This is a genomic window from Variovorax sp. KBS0712 (assembly GCF_006323185.2).
Classification (GTDB): domain Bacteria; phylum Pseudomonadota; class Gammaproteobacteria; order Burkholderiales; family Burkholderiaceae_C; genus Variovorax; species Variovorax boronicumulans.
The window spans coordinates 2,528,728-2,546,445 of the sequence record NZ_VCCD02000001.1; the positions used below are offsets into that span (position 1 = coordinate 2,528,728).

The window sequence follows — 17,718 nt, forward strand, 5'->3', positions numbered from 1 at the left end:
CATTCCAACAGGAGACAAGCATGCCCAAGACACCGAAGAAGCTTTCCCCCCACCGCCGTGCCCTGCTGATCGCCGCGGGTCTCGCGGCCGCCGTGCCGTTCGCGAACGCGCAAGGCACCGAAGACATCGTCATCGGCGGCTCGATCCCCATGACCGGCGTGTTCGCCTTCGCGGGCGTGGGCATCAACGCCGGCATTGCCGACTACGTGAAGATGGTCAACGACGCGGGCGGCATCAAGGGCCGCAAGCTGCGCTACGTGCCGGAAGACACGGGCTACAAGGTCGACGTGTCGGTGGCGGCCTTCAAGAAGATCACGAGCCAGAACAAGGTCAACCTCTACTACGGCGACTCCACCGGTTTCTCCAAGACCATCAACCCCGAGCTGGACCGCGGCGGCCAGATCCTGATGGCGGGCGCCTCGTTCGCCACCGAGCTCAACGACCCGGCCAAGTACCCGAACCAGTTCCTCGTGGGCCCCGACTACACCGAGCAGATCGGCATCCTGCTACGCCACATCGCCAAGGAAAAGCCGGGCGCGAAGGTGGCCTTCGTGTACTCCGACTCCGAGTTCGGCCGCGACCCCATCGAGGCCAGCGAAGCCGCTGCCAAGAAGCTGGGCCTGAGCGTGCCCGTGAAGCTCATGACGCCCGCGGGCAGCGTCGACGTGTCGACCGAGGTCATCAAGCTGCGCCGCGCCGCGCCCGACTACACGATCTTCCACGGCTACATCCTGGCGCCCATTCCCGAGTTCGTGCAGCAGGGCAAGCAGATGGGCATGACCAGCAAGTGGATGGGTACCTTCTGGACCATGGACAGCTCCACCGTCATGAAGATGGGCGAAGGCGGCGACGGCTTCATGGGCGTCATGCCCTACCGCTACTACTACGACACCTCGGCCAAGGCGCCGATGCTCGACAAGATCCGCGCGCTGCGCCCCGAGTACCAGAGCACGGCCTACACGCAGGGCTTCCTCACGGCGATGCTGTTCACCGAAGCCGCCAAGCGCACGCTCGACGCCGGCAAGCCGCTGGACGGCAAGAACCTGAAGGCCGCGCTCAACACCATCAAGGACTTCGACACCGGCGGGATCATCGGCACGCCGATCACCATCAAGGGCAATTCGATTCCCGTGGGCCGCGTCTACAAGGCCGACATGAAGGCGCAGAAGATGGTGCCGGCGTCGGACTGGATCGCACTGAACTGACCGACACCATGGACGCGCGCGCGGCACCGCCCGACCTCGTGCTCGAGGTCAACAACATCGAGGTGGTCTACAACAAGGTCGTGCAAGTCTTGCGCGGCCTGTCGCTGGCCGTGCCGCGCGGACAGATCGTGGCGCTGCTGGGCAGCAACGGCGCGGGCAAGTCGACCACGCTGAAGGCGGTGTCGGGCCTGCTCGCGCTGGAAGACGGCGAGGTCGAGGCCGGTCGCATCGTGTTCGACGGCGCACCGACCGAGCGGCTCGCGCCGCAGCAGCTGGTGCGGCGCGGCCTGAGCCATGTGATGGAAGGCCGCCGCGTGTTCGAGGACCTCACGGTCGAAGAGAACCTGGTGGCCGCGACCTACGCGCTGACCGGCCGCACGGGCGTCGCGCCCACGTCGCGCAACTTCGACGACGTCTATGCCTACTTCCCTCGCCTGCACGAACGCCGCAAGGGCCTCGCGGGCTACCTCTCGGGTGGCGAGCAGCAGATGCTCGCCATCGGGCGTGCGCTGGTGGCGCAGCCTCAATTGATCCTGCTCGACGAGCCCTCGCTGGGCCTGTCGCCCAAGCTGGTCGAGGACATCTTCACGATCATCGCGCGCATCAACGCCGAGCGCGGCACCTCGATGCTGCTGGTGGAACAGAACGCCAGCGTGGCACTGGCCATTGCCCACACGGGCTACATCATGGAAAGCGGCAAGGTCGTGATCGACGGCAGCGCCGAGCGCCTCGCGGCCGACCCCGACGTGCGCGAGTTCTACCTGGGTGTGGGCGGCAGCGGCGAATCGCGCAGCTTCCGCGAGCTGAAGCACTACAAGCGCCGCAAGCGCTGGCTGTCATGACGACCCCGACAATGAACGCGCTCCCTTCGCTCACGCTGCCGCAGATGCTGCGCGAGCAGGCACGCCTGCAGCCGCAGCGCATCGCGATCCGGCAGAAGGACTTCGGCATCTGGCATCCGCTGGACTGGGCCGGCTACCTGCAGCGCGCGAGCCGCTTCGGCCTGGGCCTGCACGCGATGGGCCTCGCGCCCGGCGGGCACCTGGGCGTGATCTCGGAGAACCGCGTCGAGTGGCTGCTCGCGCAGATGGGCGCGGGGCTCATCGGCGCCGTGACCGTGGGCGTGTACCCCACCAGCCCGAGCAACGAGGTCGCCTACGTGGTCGGCCATGCGGACATCGAGGTGATCGTCTGCGAAGACCAGGAGCAGACCGACAAGGTGCTCGACGCCCTCGACCAGCTGCCGCGCCTGCGCAAGATCGTCGTGATCGAGACCAAGGGCCTCGCGAGCTACCCGCCCGAGGTGCGCGAGCGCATCGCGACCTTTGCGGAGGTCGAGCAGGCCGGCACCGAGGTGTTGGCACGCGATGGCACCGCGCTCATCGACGCCGCGCTGCAGCGCCAGACGCTCGCCGACATCGGTTTGATGATCTACACCTCGGGCTCCACCGGCAAGCCCAAGGGCGCGATGATTTCGTACCGCAACATCCGCGGCGTCGTGCCCGGCATCGTCGATCGGCTCGGGCTCGACGGCAGCACCACGCACCTGTCGTACCTGCCGCTGTGCCACGTGGCCGAGCAGATGCTCACGGCCTTCGTGCCGCTGTACCTGGGCTCGCAGGTCAACTTCGGCGAATCGATCCGCACCGTGCAGGAAGACCTGCGCGAAGTGGCGCCCACCATGTTCCTCGGCGTGCCGCGCATCTGGGAAAAGCTGCACGCGGGCATCAGCATCAAGATGCAGGAAACCAGTCGGCTGCAGCGCGCGCTGTTCCGCAAGGCCATCGAGGCCTGCGCGCCGCTGGCCGAGAAGCCGCGCAGCGCCTGGACGCTGGCCGAGCGCGGCCGCTTCGCCCTCGCCTACTGGACCGTGCTGCGCGCGCTGCAGAACTTCATCGGCCTGCGCCGCGCGCGCATCGCGCTCACGGGCGCGGCGCCGATTCCGGCGGACGTGGTGCGCTTCTTTCGCACGCTGGGCGTGCCGCTGGTCGAGGTGTACGGACTCACCGAATCGACCGGCATGGTCTCGGGCCACCGCGCGGACGCCGTGACCATCGGCACCGTCGGCCCGCCCACGCTGGGCACCGAGCACCGCGTGGGTGAAGCCGGCGAGTTGCTGGTGCGCGGGGACATGGTGTTCGAGGGCTACTACAAGAACCCCGAGGCCACGGCCTCATCGATCCGCGATGGCTGGCTGCACACGGGCGACGTGGTGCGCGAGGAAGCCGGCGGGCAGCTGCGCATCGTCGACCGGCTGAAGGACATCATGATCACCGCCGGCGGCAAGAACCTCACGCCCTCGGAGATCGAGAACACCATGAAGGGCAGCCCCTTCATCAAGGAATGCATCGTGGTGGCGGACGGCCGCAAGTTCGTCGGCGCGCTGCTGCAGATCGACTACGAGACGGTCGGCAAATGGGCCGAGGCGCAGCGCCTGCCCTTCACGCATTTCCGCTCGCTGGTGGAAGAACCCAAGGTGCGCGCGCTGATCGAGGCCGAAGTGGCGCGCGGCAATGGGAAGCTGGCGCAGGTGTCGCAGATCAGACGTTTTCATCTGCTCACCAAAGAGTTGGACCATGACGACGGTGAAGTCACCGCCACCATGAAGGTGCGGCGCTCCAGCATCTACAAGGCCTACGCCAACGAGATCGAGGCGCTGTACAGCGCCTGATCGGGAAGAAAAAGGCTCAGTCGCCGCGCACGGGACGGGCCCGCACGTCGGTCACGTCGTCGGCCGGGCCCAGCACGACCGGGCTGCGCACCGATTCGCCGCGCGCACGGGCGCTGACCACGTCGGCCGCCGTCGGCTCGGCCGGCTGTTGTGCCGCATGGCGAAATCGATCGAAACCCGAGCGCGGGTTGAAACGCATGACCCAGGGCGTCACGGGCTTGCCCGTGAGGCGCCCCCAGGCGTAGCGCACACCCCACACCGCCGCCAGCAGCAGGGCCGCCACGGCCAGGCTGGCCGCGAAGACCAGCCCCAGGAGCAGAAGAATGACGCGAAGAATGAAGTTCATCATCCGACTTTAGGCCGATGCAGCCGCCGTTGGTTCCCCGCCCTTTCGGAACGAGAACTGGCCCGGCGACTGGATCGGGTCGGTTTCGACCTCGATCGTGTCCTTCGGCCCGAAGCTGCCGTCCAGCAGCAGCTTCGAGAGCGGGTTCTCGATGCGCTGCTGGATCGCACGCTTCAACGGCCGCGCACCGAACACCGGGTCGAAGCCGACCTTGGCGATTTCGGCCAGCGCCGCGGGCGACACCTGCAGGCCCAGGTCCATCTTTGCCAGGCGCGCCTGCAGCACCTTGAGCTGGATCGCGGCGATCGATTCGATGTTCTTCGCGTCGAGCGCGTGGAACACCACCGTCTCGTCGATGCGGTTCAGGAACTCGGGGCGGAAGTAGTTCTTCAGCTCGTCCCACACCGCCTCTTTGATCTCTTCGCTCGGCTGGCCCACCATCGACTGGATGATCGGCGAGCCGATGTTGCTGGTCATCACGATGACGGTGTTCTTGAAGTCCACGGTGCGGCCCTGGCCGTCCGTGAGGCGGCCGTCGTCGAGCACCTGCAGCAGCACGTTGAACACGTCGGGGTGGGCCTTCTCGACCTCGTCGAGCAGCACCACGCTGTAGGGCTTGCGGCGCACGGCTTCCGTGAGGTAGCCGCCCTCTTCGTAGCCCACGTAGCCCGGCGGCGCGCCGATGAGGCGGGCGACCGAATGCTTCTCCATGAACTCGCTCATGTCGATGCGGATCAGGTGGTCTTCGCTGTCGAACAGGAAGCCCGCGAGCGCCTTGCACAGCTCGGTCTTGCCCACGCCCGTGGGGCCGAGGAACAGGAACGAGCCCGTGGGACGGTTCGGATCGCTCAGGCCCGAGCGCGAGCGGCGGATCGCATTGGCGACCGCACCGATGGCCTCGTCCTGGCCGACCACGCGCTCGTGCAGCTTGTCTTCCATGACGAGCAGCTTGTCGCGCTCGCCTTGCATGAGCTTGGCGACCGGGATGCCGGTGGCGCGCGCCACGACCTCGGCGATTTCTTCCGAGCCGACCTGCGTGCGCAGCAGCGTGGGCGCACTGGACTTGCCCTTGCTCGCCTCGCTCTCTTCGGCTTCCTTCAGGCGCTTTTCGAGCGCCGGCAGCTGGCCGTATTGCAGCTCGGCGACCTTGTTGAAGTCGCCCTTGCGCTTCCACTCCTCGATCTGGAACTTGATCTTGTCGATGTCTTCGCGCACGTGCGCGCTGCCCTGGGCCTGGGCCTTCTCGGCCTGCCAGATCTCGTCGTAGTCGGCGATTTCCTTTTGCAGCTTGGTGATCTCGTCCTCGATGAGGCCGAAGCGCTTCTGCGAGGCTTCGTCCTTTTCGCGGCGCACGGCTTCGCGCTCGATCTGCAGCTGGATCAGGCGGCGGTCGAGGCGGTCCATGACCTCGGGCTTGGAGTCCATCTCGATCTTGATCTTGGCCGCGGCCTCGTCGATCAGGTCGATGGCCTTGTCGGGCAGGAAGCGGTCGGTGATGTAGCGGTCAGACAGCTCGGCCGCGGCCACGATGGCCGGGTCGGTGATCTGCACGCCGTGGTGCACTTCGTACTTCTCCTGCAAGCCGCGCAGGATGGCGATGGTGGCCTCGACGCTGGGCTCGCCCACGATGATCTTCTGGAAGCGGCGCTCCAGCGCAGCGTCTTTCTCGATGTACTTGCGGTATTCGTCCAGCGTGGTGGCGCCCACGCAGTGCAGCTCGCCGCGCGCGAGCGCGGGCTTGAGCATGTTGCCTGCGTCCATCGCGCCCTCGGCCTTGCCGGCGCCGACCATGGTGTGCAGCTCGTCGATGAAGACGATGGTCTGGCCTTCGTCCTTCGCGAGTTCGTTGAGCACGGTCTTCAGGCGCTCTTCGAACTCGCCGCGGAACTTGGCACCGGCCAGCAGCGCGGCCATGTCGAGCGACAGCACGCGTTTGCCCTTGAGCGACTCGGGCACCTCGCCCGCGACGATGCGCTGGGCCAGACCTTCGACGATGGCGGTCTTGCCCACGCCGGGTTCGCCGATGAGCACGGGGTTGTTCTTGGTGCGGCGTTGCAGCACCTGGATGGCGCGGCGGATTTCCTCGTCGCGGCCGATGACCGGGTCGAGCTTGCCCAGGCGGGCGCGCTCGGTGAGGTCCAGGCAGTATTTCTTGAGGGCTTCGCGCTGGCCTTCGGCGTCGGCGCTGTTCACGCCCTGCCCGCCGCGCACGGCCTCGATGGCGGCCTCGAGCGACTTGCGGCTCAGGCCGTTGTCCTTGGCGATCTTGCCGATGTCGGCCTTGCTGTCGGCCACGGCGAGCAGAAAGAGTTCGCCCGCAATGAACTGGTCATTGCGCTTGATGGCTTCCTTCTCGGTCGCCTGCAGCAGCTTGCCCAGCTCGGGGCCGACCTGCACGATGTCGTGGCCCTGCACCTGGGGCAGTTTCTTGATGGCGCCTTCGGCGGCCTGCAGCAGCCCGGGCACGTTGACGCCGGCACGCTCCAGCAGGGCGCGCGGGCCGTCGTCCTGGCGCAGCATCGCGACCAGCAGGTGGGCCGGTTCGATGTAGGCGTTGTCGCTGCCAAGGGCGAGCGACTGGGCGTCGCTCAGTGCTTCCTGAAATTTGGTGGTGAGTTTGTCTTGTCGCATGGTGGTATTCCTGCATCCAAAATAGGGCTGTTCGGGCACGATTCAAGGTTGCGAATCGGATTTGCACCCTGGGCACGGGTATTGCACCGGGCCCCGCACCGTCCTGCCGTAGGCATTTCTCTCTTTCTTCGAATGGAGTCGATCATGGTTTTTTCAATGCAGCGCGTCCAACCGATGCGCCGCGCGTTCAGCGTGGGTCTCCTGGCAGCGGCCATGGGCATGGCCGGCCTGGCGCAGGCCCAGAGCGGCACGCCGGTGCGCCTCTTGGTGGGTTTTCCCGCCGGCGCGGGCACGGACGCCATTGCGCGCACCCTGGGCGAAAAGCTCAAGGACGTGCTGGGCGTGCCCGTGGTGGTCGAGAACCGTGCGGGCGCGGGCGGCCAGATCGCGGCGCAGGCGCTGAAGGCCGCGCCGGCCGACGGCCACACGCTGTTCCTGTCGCATGACCACTCGATCTCGATCCTGCCGCAGGTGGTGAAGAACCCGGGCTTCAACCCCGCGACCGACTTCGTGCCCGTGGCCGGCTTCGCCACCTTCGCCAACGTGCTGGCGGTGTCGGGCGGCACGCCGGCCAAGAGCATCGACGAGTACGTGAAGTGGATCCGCACGCAAAAGGGCGGCAAGGAGACCATCGGCGTGCCCGCACCCGCGTCGATCCCCGAGTTCCTGGTGAAGATGATCTCGGACAAGTACAAGATCGACGTGCAGCCCGCGCCCTACCGCGGCAGCGCGCCCATGACGGCCGACATGCTGGGCAACCAGATCACGGCGGGCATCGCCTCGGTGCCAGACTTCATCGAGAACCACCGCGCGGGCAAGGTGCGCATCGTGGCGTCCATCGGCGCCAAGCGCCAGGCCCTGCTGCCGAACGTGCCGACCTTCACCGAGCTGGGCTTTGCGAACCTGGAAGACCTGCCCTACTACGGCATCTTCGCGCCGGTGGGCACGCCGCAGCCGATCATCGACAGGTACGGCGACGCGCTACAGAAGGTGCTCTCCATGCCCGACGTGAAGCAGAAGCTCACCACCATGGGCCTGACGGTCGGCTACGAGCCCCAGGGCCAGTTCGCGGGCCGCGTGCGGACCTACACGCAGACCTGGGAAAAGATCATCCAGGCGAGCGGCTTCAAGCCCTGAGCTGCACGGCCTGGCACGGCCTGAGATGGCCGTCACCTGGGTGATCTTCCGGCCCGGCGAGGTCCCCCTACGATGGGCCCTCGCCTTCCAACAACAAAGCCGGAGACACATCCCTCATGCGATTCACGACCCCCGCCGCCTCGCTGGCGGCCGCGCTGCTGCTCGGCGCCTGCGGCAGCACCGCGCCGATCTCCCCCGCCGAAGTCGGCGAATTGCGCCCGGGTTCGGGCTACCTCAAGGGCTACCTGCCCGCGGTCGAGCTGCCCGACAGCCTCGCCCTGCTGCCGGCGCCCCCGGCTGAGGGCTCGGCCGCGCTGGCGGCCGATGGCGCCACCTTCCGCGCGCTCACGGCCCTACAGGGCACGCCGCGCGGCGCGCTCGCAGTGCAGGACGCCAACCTCAAGTTTCCGAAGGCCGCTGAGGTGTTCTCGTGCGCGCTGGGCATGCCCATCTCCGAGCAAGCCACGCCGAACCTGAACATGCTGCTGCGCCGCACGCTCGCCGATGCCGGCTCGGCCACCTACAAGGCCAAGAACACCTACAACCGCACGCGCCCCTTCGTGGCGTTCAAGACCGGCAGTTGCACGCCCGCCGAAGAAGCCTCGCTGGCCAAGGACGGCTCCTACCCCTCGGGCCATTCGGCCGTGGGCTGGGCCTGGGCACTGGTGCTGACGGAACTCGCACCCGAGCGCGCCGACGCGCTGCTGCAGCGCGGCCGGGCCTTCTCGCAGAGCCGCGCGATCTGCGGCGTGCACTGGCAGAGCGACATCGAGAACGGCCGGCTGGTCGGCGCGGCGACGGTGGCCAGGCTGCACACGAATCCGGTGTTCCAAGCGCAGATGGCGGGTGCCCGGTCGGAGATGGCGAAGGCACGCGCGGCGGGTGCGGTGCCCGCTCAGGATTGCGGCGCGGAAGCCAAGGCGCTGGCGACCTCGGCGCTGATCGCGCCCTGAGTCTCGAACGCGCCGCTCAGGTGGCGCTGTTCGAGGCCGCGATGCCCCAGCGCGCCAGCGCTTCGTCGTCGGTCACGCGGGCATCGACCCAGCGGGCGCCTTCGGGCGTCTGCTCCTTCTTCCAGAACGGGGCCTGCGTCTTCAGGTAGTCCATCAGGAACTCGCAGGCCTGGAAGCTCTGGCCGCGGTGGGCGGACACGACCGCCACCATCATGATCTGGTCCAGCGGCTGCAACAGTCCCACGCGGTGGATCACGCGCGCACCGAGGATGTCGAAGCGCTTGTGAGCCTCGTCGATCATGGCCTCGATGGCCTTCTCGGTCATGCCGGGGTAGTGCTCCAGCTCCATCGAGGCGATGGTGCTGCCGTCGTTGCGGTCCCTGACCGTGCCCACGAAACTGCAGACGGCGCCCACGCGTTTGTCGCCCGCGCGCAACGCGGCAACCTCGGTCGCGAGATCGAAATCGGCCGTCTGGATCGAAACACGTGCAACGCTCATGTCCGAATTGTGGCATCGCGCTAGACTGCGGCAATGCCTTGCCTCGCCACGTTCTCCCTGCTGCTGTCGCAGCCCGAGAGCCGCTGCGCGCGCCAGGGCCACAAAGCCAAAAAACCAAAGCTCGTCTGACCGGAGCCGAGGTTCCGTCGTCGGATGAGCGACGGAACCTGCCAAGGCTTTGGCCCCTCTTGGGTTGCGCGCGCATCGGACGGTGGTTCTTTCCATCGGTCGATTCCTGAAAGGAAGCCTGCGTGCCACATCAACAACCAACCGCCGACACCGTGACCGATTTCTCGGGCCTGTGGGTCGCCCTCGTCACCCCGTTCCGCGACGGCGCGGTCGACCACACCGCCCTGGCGGCGCTCGTGCGCCGGCTCGCCAACGACGGCGTGACCGGCTTCGTGCCCTGCGGCTCGACCGGCGAAGCCGCCGCGCTCGACGAGGCCGAACAGCTGGCCGTGCTCGATACCGTGCTGACCGCCGCGGGCGGCCTGCCGGTCGTCATGGGTGTGTCGGGCTACCACCTGGGCAAGGCCACGGCCTGGGCCCGCAAGCTCTCGGAACGCCCGCTGGCGGGCCTGCTGGTGGCCGCGCCGCACTACATCCGCCCGTCGCAGGCCGGCGTGCTCGAGTGGTTTCACGCCATCGCCGATGCCAGCACGGTGCCCGTGCTGGTCTACGACATTCCCTACCGCACCGGCGTGACCATTGCGCGCGAGACGATGCTGGCGCTGGCCGAGCACCCGCGCATCCGCGGCATCAAGGACTGCGGCGGCGACATGGCCAAGACACGCGCGGTGATCGCCGACGGCCGGCTGCAGGTGCTCACGGGCGAAGACCACCAGATCTTCGCCACCATGGCCGAAGGCGGCGTGGGCGCCATCGCGGCCAGCGGCCATGTGCAGACGAAGCGCCTCGTGCGGCTGGTGCGCCTGCTGGCCGAGAACCGGCTGGCCGAGGCGCGCGCCGAATGGCAACCGCTGCAACCGCTGCTGGAGATGCTGTTCGCCGAACCCAACCCGGGCCCGCTGAAGGCGCTGCTGGCGCATGCGGGCGAACTGCGGGACGAGCTGCGCTCGCCGATGACGCGCGCGTCGGACGGCCTGCGCGAGCGCCTCGTGGCGCTGGACGCGCGGCTCAGCCGCCCGTGACGGGCGGGAAGAACGCGACTTCGCAGTCGTCGCGCAGGGCGGCGGCTTCGTCGCTCATGGCCTGGTCGAGCGCCATGCGCACGGCCTTGCCGCGTGCGAGCGCGCTGGCGTAGGCCCCGCCGCGGGCGATGAGCTCGTCGCGCAGGGCTGCGAGCGTGCCGGCGGCTGTGTCGACGGTTTCACCGCTGCTGGACAGCGCCTCGCGCACGGAGGCGAAATAACGGATGCGGACCTTCATGGGGTGGTTCAGCCGAGCAGCGATGCGAGGGGAATGAAGTTCACGGTGTCGCCGGCCTGGATGGTCCGGCCCGCCGGGTTGTCGACCAGGCCGTCGCCCCAGACCATCGAGGTGAGCACGCCCGAACTCTGGTTGGCGAACAGGTCGAGCCCGCCCGCCGCGTTGCGCCGCACACGCAGGAACTCGCGGCGCTTGTCGGCACGCGGCCAGTCGAAATCGGCGCGCAGCGGCACGGCCACGGGCGCCACGCGCGTGGCGCCCTGCAGCGCGAGCAGGAAGGGCCGCACCAGCATCAGGAAGGTCAGGAAGCTCGACACCGGGTTGCCGGGCAGCCCCGTGACGTGGCAGGCGCCCTGCCCGTTGCTGCGCGCGATGGAACCGTAGGCGAAAGGCTTACCGGGCTTCATCGACAGCGACCACAGCTGCAGCTCGCCCAGCGATTGCAGCGCGGCGCGGATGTGGTCTTCTTCGCCGACCGAGACCCCACCGGTAGTGATGATCAGGTCGCTCGCCTCGGCCGCCTCGCGCAGCGCGGCGATGGTGGCTTCGCGGTTGTCGGGCACGATGCCCAGGTCGTTCACTTCGCAGCCCAGGCGGTGCAGCAGCGCGCGCATGAAGAAGCGGTTCGAGTTGTAGATCGCGCCGGGCTTCATCGCGTCGGGCGCGACCTCGCCGGGCATCACCAGCTCGTCGCCGGTCGAGAGCATGGCCACGCGCGGCTTGCGCGCGACCTGCAGCTTGTCGAAGCCGACGCTGGCGGCCAGGCCGAGCGCGGCGGGCGTGAGGCGTTCGCCGCGCTGGAGGACCACGTCGCCCAAGGCCACGTCCTCGCCTGCGCGGCGCACCCACTGGCCGGCCACGGGCGCGATGGCGATGCGCACCGCCCCCAGTCCGCCCTCTTGCGACGTGGCGGCCGTGTCTTCCTGCATGACGACCGCGTCGGCGCCTTCAGGAATCTGCGCCCCCGTGAAGATGCGCGCCGCCGTGCCGGCCGCGAGCGACGTGCCGACGGTGCCGGCGGGAATGCGCTGCGTCACCGCCAGCTCGGTGCCGGGCGTGGCGCAATCGGCCGCGCGCACAGCGTAGCCGTCCATCGCGCTGTTGTCGCGCGGCGGCACGGTGAGGCCTGAGACGAGGTCCTGCGCCAGCACGCGTCCGTCGGCGTCGAAGGTGCCGACGCTTTCGGCCGGCAGCAGCGGCCGGGCCTTGGCGAGCAGCACCGCGATCGCTTCATCGAGCGGCATCAGCGGCGGGCGCAAGGACGAGGCGGCGAAGGGAACGGGAGAGGAATCAGCCATGATGTCCGGGGTTGTAGTCGAAGCGCTCGCCGCTGTCGATCAACCACGTGGCAATGGCCTCGGCGTCGTTGAGGTCGAGCACCGGGCGCGCGGTGGCCTCGGGCAGGCCGTCTGGCGCATCGGTGGCGATGGCGGTGACAAAGGGGTCATCGACGTACAGCGCGGGGCGCGGCGCCTCGCCGTCGCCGCTCGGTCGCCAGACCTCGATCTTGAGCACGTCGCTGTGCCGGAAGCCCTCGACCAGCGCCCAGTCGACCGCCGGATGCAGCTCGGCGAGCAGCTGGTGCACCGTGAGCTCGACCGGCACCTCGAATTCGCGCATCAGCGCCAGCCGCTGGTCGGACGCGACGACCACCTCGAAGGCCCCGGCCTGCCGATGGCGCCAGGTGTCCTTGCCGACGTGGTCGATGTCGAAGCGGTGGTGCGCATGCTTGACCACCGACACGCGCAGCCCGCGCTGCTTGAGCACGGGAATCAGGCGCTCCACCAGCGTGGTCTTGCCTGCGCCGGAATACCCGGCGAAGCCGACGACCTTCATGCCGCGGGCGCCCCGGTCAGTCGCAGTGCTGGGCGATGTAGGCCTTGACGGCCTCGGCATCGGCCGGCAGCTGGACCACGCGCTTGGGCAAGGCTTCGATGCCTTCGAACTTCTTCGGGCGCGCGGGCTCCTCGCCCAGCGCCTCGACCACCGTGGCCGCGAACTTGATCGGCAGCGCGGTCTCGAGCACCACCATCGGCACGCCCGGCGTGAGCTGCTCGCGCGCGGCCTTGAGGCCGTCGGCGGTGTGCGGGTCGATCAGCGTGGCGAAGCGCTTCTCGGTGTCGCGGATCATCGAGAGCCGGTCGGCGTGCGTGCTGCGACCGCTGCGAAAGCCGAAGCGCTCGGCGGCCTGCCTGAACGCCGGATCGGCGCTCAGGTCGAAACTGCCCGTCAGGCCCAGATCGTCCACGAACAGCTGGCGCAGCTTCGCGGGATCGCGGCCGACCAGGTCGAACACGAAGCGCTCGAAGTTGCTAGCCTTGCTGATGTCCATCGACGGGCTGGAGGTTTCGTGCGTGTCGATCGCCGCGCGCACGCGGTACACGCCGGTGCGGAAGAACTCGTCGAGCACGTCGTTCTCGTTGGTGGCGACCACCAGCGTCTGGATCGGCAGGCCCATCATGCGCGCCACATGGCCCGCGCAGACGTTGCCGAAGTTGCCCGAGGGCACCGTGAAGCTCACCGGCTTGTCGTTGCTCGCCGTGGCCTGGAAGTAGCCCGCGAAGTAGTAGACGACCTGCGCCAGCAGGCGCGCCCAGTTGATCGAGTTGACCGTGCCGATGCGGTACTTGCGCTTGAAGCCCAGGTCGTTCGACACCGCCTTGACGATGTCCTGGCAGTCGTCGAACACGCCGGTGATGGCGATGTTGTGGATGTTGGCGTCCTGCAGGCTGAACATCTGCGCCTGCTGGAACGGGCTCATGCGGCCGTCCGGCGAGGTCATGAAGACGCGCACGCCCTTCTTGCCGCGCATGGCGTACTCGGCCGCGCTGCCGGTGTCGCCGCTGGTGGCGCCCAGGATGTTGAGCTCGGCGCCGCGGCGGGCCAGTTCGTACTCGAACAGGTTGCCCAAGAGCTGCATCGCCATGTCCTTGAAGGCCAGCGTGGGGCCGTTGGACAGGGCTTCGAGGTACACGCCATCTTCGAGCTCGCGCAGCGGCACGATCTCGTCGGTGCCGAACACCTCGGCCGTGTAGGTCTTCGCGCAAATCGCCTTCAGGTCGGCCGCGGGAATGTCGTCGATGTACAGCGAGAGGATTTCGAAGGCCAGCTCGGCGTAGGGCAGCGTGCGCCACTTGGCGAGCGTGGCGGTGTCGACCTGCGGGTACGTCTCGGGCAGGTACAGGCCGCCATCGGGCGCCAGGCCTTCGAGGAGGATTTCGCAGAAGCGCTTGCGGTCGGCGTGGCCGCGGGTGCTCAGGTAGTTCACTTCAACTCTTCCTTGCGGATGCGCACGATGGGCTCGAGCACGGTCGGCAGCGCCTGCAGCTCGGCCATGACGTCATTGACGGTGCCTTCGCGCGCGTCGTGCGTGAGGATGATGAGGTCGGTCTGCGTCGAGCCTTCGCCGCCCACTTCGTCGGCCTCGCGCTGCAGCACGGCGTCGATGCTGATGCCGGCGGTGGCCAGCAGGCCCGTCACCTTGGCGAGCACGCCGGCCTGGTCGGCCACGCGCAGGCGCAGGTAGTAGCTGGTGACGACCTCGGCCATCGGCAGCACCTTCAGGTCGCTCATGGCGTCGGGGTGGAAGGCCAGGTGCGGCACGCGGTGTGCGGCGTCGGCGGTGTGCAGGCGGGTGATGTCGACGAGGTCGGCAATCACGGCGCTGGCGGTCGGCTCGCTGCCGGCGCCCTTGCCGTAGTACAGCGTGGTGCCGACGGCGTCGCCGTGCACGACCACGGCGTTCATGGCGCCTTCGACGTTCGCCAGCAGGCGCTTGGACGGCACGAGCGACGGGTGCACGCGCAGCTCGATGCCCTGGGCGGTGCGCTTGGTCACGCCCAGCAGCTTGATGCGGTAGCCGAGCTGCTCGGCGTACTTGATGTCCTGCGCGGCGAGCTTGGTGATGCCTTCGACGTGGGCCTTGTCGAACTGCACGGGAATGCCGAAGGCGATGGCGCTCATCAGCGTGACCTTGTGCGCGGCGTCGACGCCTTCGATGTCGAAGGTGGGGTCGGCTTCGGCGTAGCCCAGGCGCTGGGCCTCCTTCAGCACGGTGGCGAAGTCCAGGCCCTTGTCGCGCATCTCGGACAGGATGAAGTTGGTCGTGCCGTTGATGATGCCGGCCAGCCACTGGATGCTGTTGGCCGTGAGGCCTTCGCGCAGCGCCTTGATGATCGGAATGCCGCCAGCCACCGCGGCCTCGAAGGCCACCATCACGCCCTTGGCATGCGCGGCCGCGAAGATTTCGGTGCCGTGCACGGCGAGCAGTGCCTTGTTGGCCGTGACCACGTGCTTGCCGGCCGCGATGGCTTCGAGCACGAGCTGCTTGGCAATGCCGTAGCCGCCGATGAGTTCGATGACGATGTCGATGTCGGGGTTGGCGATGACTTCGCGCGCATCGGCGACCACCTTCACGCCTTCGCCGGCCACTTCGCGGGCACGGGCGGTGTCGAGGTCGGCCACCATGGTGATCTCGATGCCGCGGCCGGCGCGGCGCTTGATTTCTTCCTGGTTGCGCTGGAGCACCTTGAAGGTGCCGCTGCCGACCGTGCCTGCGCCGAGCAGGCCTACTTGGATGGATTTCATGGGAGGGGTCGCGTTCATGGTTTGGATGGGGTGAGAGACGGTGCTGCGGCGTCCACGAGGCGGCTGACGTAGCGCGGCAGGCTCCAGGCGCCGCCCGCGAAGCCGCGGCACATGCCGTCGCCGTTCGCACCGGTGCGCACGAAGGTCGTGCCGTTGAAGTGCCAGGTTTCGCTCGACCAGCAGTCGCCGATGCCGCGGCCCTTCATGGAAGAGGTGACGCTGGCGTCTTTCTCGTCGAACTCGCCGCTCGCTTCGAGCGACACGGGCGCATAGGGCGACTTGTCGTTGGCGGTCCAGAGCAGCGTGGTGTAGTTGTACGCGCCCACGCCGCAGCCCAGCGCCAGGAGCACCTTGCGGTCGCTCAGGCGGTGAACCTCCACCGACCTGGCGTTGACCTGGTCCTGGTTGTTGCATCGCTCGCGCGCGTCTTTCAGGTCGAGCGACGGAAAGATGCGCGCGGCCAGCGCGTCGTCGCCTGGCCGCGCCTTCGGCGGCTTGACCACATGGACGACGGGCATGGGCACCGGCGGCAGCACGGAGGATTCGGGCTTGGCACCCTTGCGCACCAGCGCACCCGGGGTGCCGACGCGGCCCTGCGCTTCGTCCATTTTCAGCAGCACGGCGTTGAGGCCGGCGAGCGACAGCGTCCACTTCTTGCCGCCGTTGGCCGTGACGGTGGCGTCGTCGCTCTTGAGCAGTTCGGGCAGCACGGCGCGGATCTGGCCCTGGTCGAAGCTGGCGGTTCCCGCGTCGAGGCCGGACAAGGCGGCCTTGCCGACCTTGAAGCGCAGCGGCCCCTTGGCACTGCCGTCATCGCCGATCTGCAGCTGGATGTCCAGGGCCGTGTTCGGCCCGGCCGCGCGGGTGATCAGCATCGACACCTGCTGGTGCTCCCCGCCGTCCGCCTGGTAGCCGGCGGCGCGGCAGGTCAGCGTGTTGTCGCAGACCAGTTCCCAGTCGTTGTGCGAGAACGAGACCGGCTCTTTCTTCCCGGTCGCGCCGACAGACAGTGCGCCCAGCAACAGCGCGGCAGCGACGCAGGCGGATTTCATGGTCCCGTCTTGCGACGCAACCGGTACTGCTCCAGGAACTTGGCGATGCGGTTGATGGCCTCGCGCAAGTCGTCTTCGTGGGGCAGGAACACGATGCGGAAGTGGTCCGGCGTGGCCCAGTTGAAGCCGGTGCCCTGCACCAGCATCACACGGGTTTCCTTCAGCAGCTCGAGGAAGAACTGGCGGTCGTCCGCGATCGGATAGACCTCGGGGTCGAGCTTGGGAAACATGTAGAGCGCGGCGCTGGGCTTGACGCAGCTCACGCCGGGAATGGCGGTGATCAGCTCGTAGGCCAGGTCGCGCTGGCGGCGCAGGCGCCCGCCTTCGCACACGAGGTCGTTGATGCTCTGGTAGCCGCCGAGCGCCGTCTGGATCGCCCATTGGCCCGGCACGTTGGCGCACAGGCGCATGTTCGAGAGCATGTTCAGGCCCTCGATGTAGTCGCGTGCGCTGCGCTTGTCGCCCGACACCACGAGCCAGCCGGCGCGGTAGCCGCACGAGCGGTAGCTCTTGGACAGCGAATTGAAGGTCAGCGTGAGCACGTCGGTCGACAGGCTGGCGATGGCCGTGTGCTTGACGCCGTCGTACAGCACCTTGTCGTAGACCTCGTCGGCGAAGATCACGAGGCCGTGCTCGCGGGCGATCTCGACGAGGCTCTTGAGCAGCTCGTCGGAATACAGCGCACCGGTCGGGTTGTTCGGGTTGATGACCACGATGCCCTTGGTGCGGGGTGTGATCTTGGCGCGGATGTCGGCCAGGTTCGGCATCCAGCCGTTGTCCTCGTCGCACAGGTAGTGCACTGGCGTGCCGCCCGACAGGCTCGTGGAGGCGGTCCACAGCGGGTAGTCGGGGGCCGGCAGCAGCAGCTCGTCGCCGTCGTTGAGCAGCGCGTTGGTGGACATGGCGATCAGCTCGCTGGCGCCGTTGCCCAGGTAGATGTCGTCGAGCGTGACGCCCGCGATGCCCTGCTTCTGGGTCTCGTGCATCACGGCCTTGCGCGCTGCGAAAACGCCCTTGCTGTCCGAGTAACCCGCCGAGGTCGGCAGGTTGCGGATCATGTCCTGCTGGATCTCCTCGGGCGCATCGAAGCCGAACACGGCCAGGTTGCCGATGTTGAGCTTGATGATCTTCTGGCCTTCTTCCTCCATCTGCTTGGCGGCGTCCATGATGGGACCGCGGATGTCATAGAGGACGTTGGCCAGCTTGGCCGATTTCTTGAGCTGCTTCAAAGGGGCCCTCCCGGGCGGG

At 68.0% G+C, this 17,718-nt stretch carries 16 protein-coding genes; 6 read left to right on the forward strand and 10 right to left on the reverse strand.

What is annotated here, in order from left to right:
* Positions 1–20 precede the first annotated feature (20 nt).
* Genes FFI97_RS11690 through FFI97_RS11700 form a run of 3 tightly spaced genes read left to right on the forward strand, consistent with a single transcriptional unit; the run spans position 21 to position 3,876 of the window.
* The gene (locus tag FFI97_RS11690; protein WP_139706117.1) at positions 21–1,205 is read left to right on the forward strand and encodes an ABC transporter substrate-binding protein; all 1,185 of its coding nucleotides are present in this window, start codon (positions 21–23) and stop codon (positions 1,203–1,205) included.
* Between the two features lie 8 nt (positions 1,206–1,213).
* A complete protein-coding gene (locus FFI97_RS11695; protein WP_139706119.1) occupies positions 1,214–2,047 on the forward strand; it encodes an ABC transporter ATP-binding protein in 834 nt (277 codons plus the stop codon).
* 11 nt (positions 2,048–2,058) lie between these two features.
* Positions 2,059–3,876 carry an AMP-dependent synthetase/ligase gene (locus FFI97_RS11700; protein ID WP_139706148.1) on the forward strand — a complete coding sequence of 606 codons (1,818 nt, stop codon included), beginning with the start codon at positions 2,059–2,061 and terminating at the stop codon, positions 3,874–3,876.
* 16 nt (positions 3,877–3,892) lie between these two features.
* Here the strand turns inward: FFI97_RS11700 and FFI97_RS11705 are convergent, their stop codons facing one another.
* Positions 3,893–4,222, reverse strand: coding sequence for a hypothetical protein (locus tag FFI97_RS11705; protein WP_223301262.1), 330 nt, complete (start codon positions 4,220–4,222; stop codon positions 3,893–3,895).
* Positions 4,223–4,231: 9 nt separating this feature from the next.
* Complete coding sequence (gene clpB / locus FFI97_RS11710; protein ID WP_139706121.1) at positions 4,232–6,853, reverse strand: ATP-dependent chaperone ClpB; 2,622 nt, start codon at positions 6,851–6,853, stop codon at positions 4,232–4,234.
* A gap of 156 nt (positions 6,854–7,009) precedes the next feature.
* Here clpB and FFI97_RS11715 point away from each other — a divergent pair, with 156 nt between their 5' ends.
* Positions 7,010–7,990, forward strand: a complete 981-nt coding sequence (locus FFI97_RS11715) for a Bug family tripartite tricarboxylate transporter substrate binding protein (RefSeq protein ID WP_185993601.1) — start codon at positions 7,010–7,012, stop codon at positions 7,988–7,990.
* Positions 7,991–8,106: 116 nt separating this feature from the next.
* Positions 8,107–8,943: an acid phosphatase gene (locus FFI97_RS11720; RefSeq protein ID WP_139706125.1), complete on the forward strand. Its 837-nt coding sequence runs from the start codon at positions 8,107–8,109 to the stop codon at positions 8,941–8,943.
* Between the two features lie 16 nt (positions 8,944–8,959).
* Here the strand turns inward: FFI97_RS11720 and FFI97_RS11725 are convergent, their stop codons facing one another.
* A complete protein-coding gene (locus FFI97_RS11725) occupies positions 8,960–9,442 on the reverse strand; it encodes a molybdenum cofactor biosynthesis protein MoaE (protein ID WP_139706126.1) in 483 nt (160 codons plus the stop codon).
* A 251-nt stretch (positions 9,443–9,693) separates the two neighbouring features.
* Here FFI97_RS11725 and dapA point away from each other — a divergent pair, with 251 nt between their 5' ends.
* Positions 9,694–10,593 carry a 4-hydroxy-tetrahydrodipicolinate synthase gene (dapA, locus tag FFI97_RS11730; RefSeq protein WP_139706128.1) on the forward strand — a complete coding sequence of 300 codons (900 nt, stop codon included), beginning with the start codon at positions 9,694–9,696 and terminating at the stop codon, positions 10,591–10,593.
* On the opposite strand, the gene FFI97_RS11735 is transcribed toward dapA, so the two are convergent.
* Genes FFI97_RS11735 through FFI97_RS11765 form a run of 7 tightly spaced genes read right to left on the reverse strand, consistent with a single transcriptional unit; the run spans position 10,580 to position 17,699 of the window.
* The gene (locus FFI97_RS11735) at positions 10,580–10,831 is read right to left on the reverse strand and encodes a MoaD/ThiS family protein (protein ID WP_070059592.1); all 252 of its coding nucleotides are present in this window, start codon (positions 10,829–10,831) and stop codon (positions 10,580–10,582) included. The genes dapA and FFI97_RS11735 overlap by 14 nt on opposite strands.
* 8 nt (positions 10,832–10,839) lie before the next feature.
* Entirely contained in the window at positions 10,840–12,129 is a 1,290-nt protein-coding gene (glp, locus tag FFI97_RS11740) for a gephyrin-like molybdotransferase Glp (protein ID WP_139706130.1), read from the reverse strand.
* Positions 12,122–12,667: a molybdopterin-guanine dinucleotide biosynthesis protein B gene (mobB, locus tag FFI97_RS11745; protein ID WP_070059594.1), complete on the reverse strand. Its 546-nt coding sequence runs from the start codon at positions 12,665–12,667 to the stop codon at positions 12,122–12,124. The genes glp and mobB overlap by 8 nt, the downstream gene beginning before the upstream one ends.
* Positions 12,668–12,683: 16 nt before the next feature.
* Complete coding sequence (thrC, locus tag FFI97_RS11750) at positions 12,684–14,099, reverse strand: threonine synthase (protein ID WP_139706132.1); 1,416 nt, start codon at positions 14,097–14,099, stop codon at positions 12,684–12,686.
* On the reverse strand, positions 14,096–15,418 hold the full coding sequence (locus FFI97_RS11755) for a homoserine dehydrogenase (protein WP_062472989.1): 1,323 nt from the start codon (positions 15,416–15,418) through the stop codon (positions 14,096–14,098). Before FFI97_RS11755 ends, thrC begins: the two co-directional genes overlap by 4 nt.
* A 14-nt stretch (positions 15,419–15,432) precedes the next feature.
* Positions 15,433–16,470, reverse strand: a complete 1,038-nt coding sequence (locus tag FFI97_RS11760) for a DUF1176 domain-containing protein (RefSeq protein WP_139706134.1) — start codon at positions 16,468–16,470, stop codon at positions 15,433–15,435.
* Positions 16,467–17,699: a pyridoxal phosphate-dependent aminotransferase gene (locus FFI97_RS11765; RefSeq protein WP_095950778.1), complete on the reverse strand. Its 1,233-nt coding sequence runs from the start codon at positions 17,697–17,699 to the stop codon at positions 16,467–16,469. Before FFI97_RS11765 ends, FFI97_RS11760 begins: the two co-directional genes overlap by 4 nt.
* Positions 17,700–17,718 lie beyond the last annotated feature (19 nt).